The following is a 560-nucleotide window of genomic DNA, read 5'->3' as shown; positions in this document are numbered from 1 at the left end:
GGAGGAAGGCGGGCGACGCGCTCGAGGAGAGCGTGCTGGCCTCGCTGCGGTCCGTCGCGGCGGTCTGGAAGGAGGCCCGCAGCCAGGTCGAGTCCCTCGACGAGCGCATCCGCGCGCTGCTGGAGGCGAACGCGCCCGCGCTGCTCGGCGTCGAGGGCTGCGGCACCACGACCGCCGCCGCCCTGGTCGTGGCCGCCGGCGACAACCCCGGCAGGCTGAAGGGCGAGGCGGCGTTCTCGATGATGTGCGGCGCCTCCCCGATCCCCGCGTCGAGCGGGAAGACGGACCGGCACAGGCTCAACCGCGGCGGCAACCGGCAGGCGAACTGGGCGCTCTACGAGATCGCTCTACGAGATCGCGATCAAGCGCATGGCGTACGACGAGAGGACGAGGAGGTACGTGGCGAGGCGGACCTCCGAGGGGAAGTCCCGGCGGGAGGCGGTCCGCTGCCTGAAGCGCTACATAGCGCGGGAGGTGTACCACGTGCTCATGGACCCGAACCCCGACGGCGCCGCGCCGGAAGGCCCCGAGCTCGCGAAGATGCGCAAGGCGATGCGGGT

1 protein-coding gene is annotated in these 560 nt (G+C 72.5%); it reads left to right on the top strand.

What is annotated here, in order from left to right:
* Positions 1-560, top strand: a 560-nt coding sequence (locus tag PGW49_RS10495) for a transposase (RefSeq protein WP_416335482.1), incomplete at both ends; no start/stop codon positions are given.

This window comes from Collinsella aerofaciens, assembly GCF_027679495.1.
Lineage (GTDB): Bacteria > Actinomycetota > Coriobacteriia > Coriobacteriales > Coriobacteriaceae > Collinsella > Collinsella aerofaciens_AK.
The sequence above is the reverse complement of the archived record's forward strand: the minus strand, read 5'-3'. Positions and strand labels throughout refer to the sequence as shown.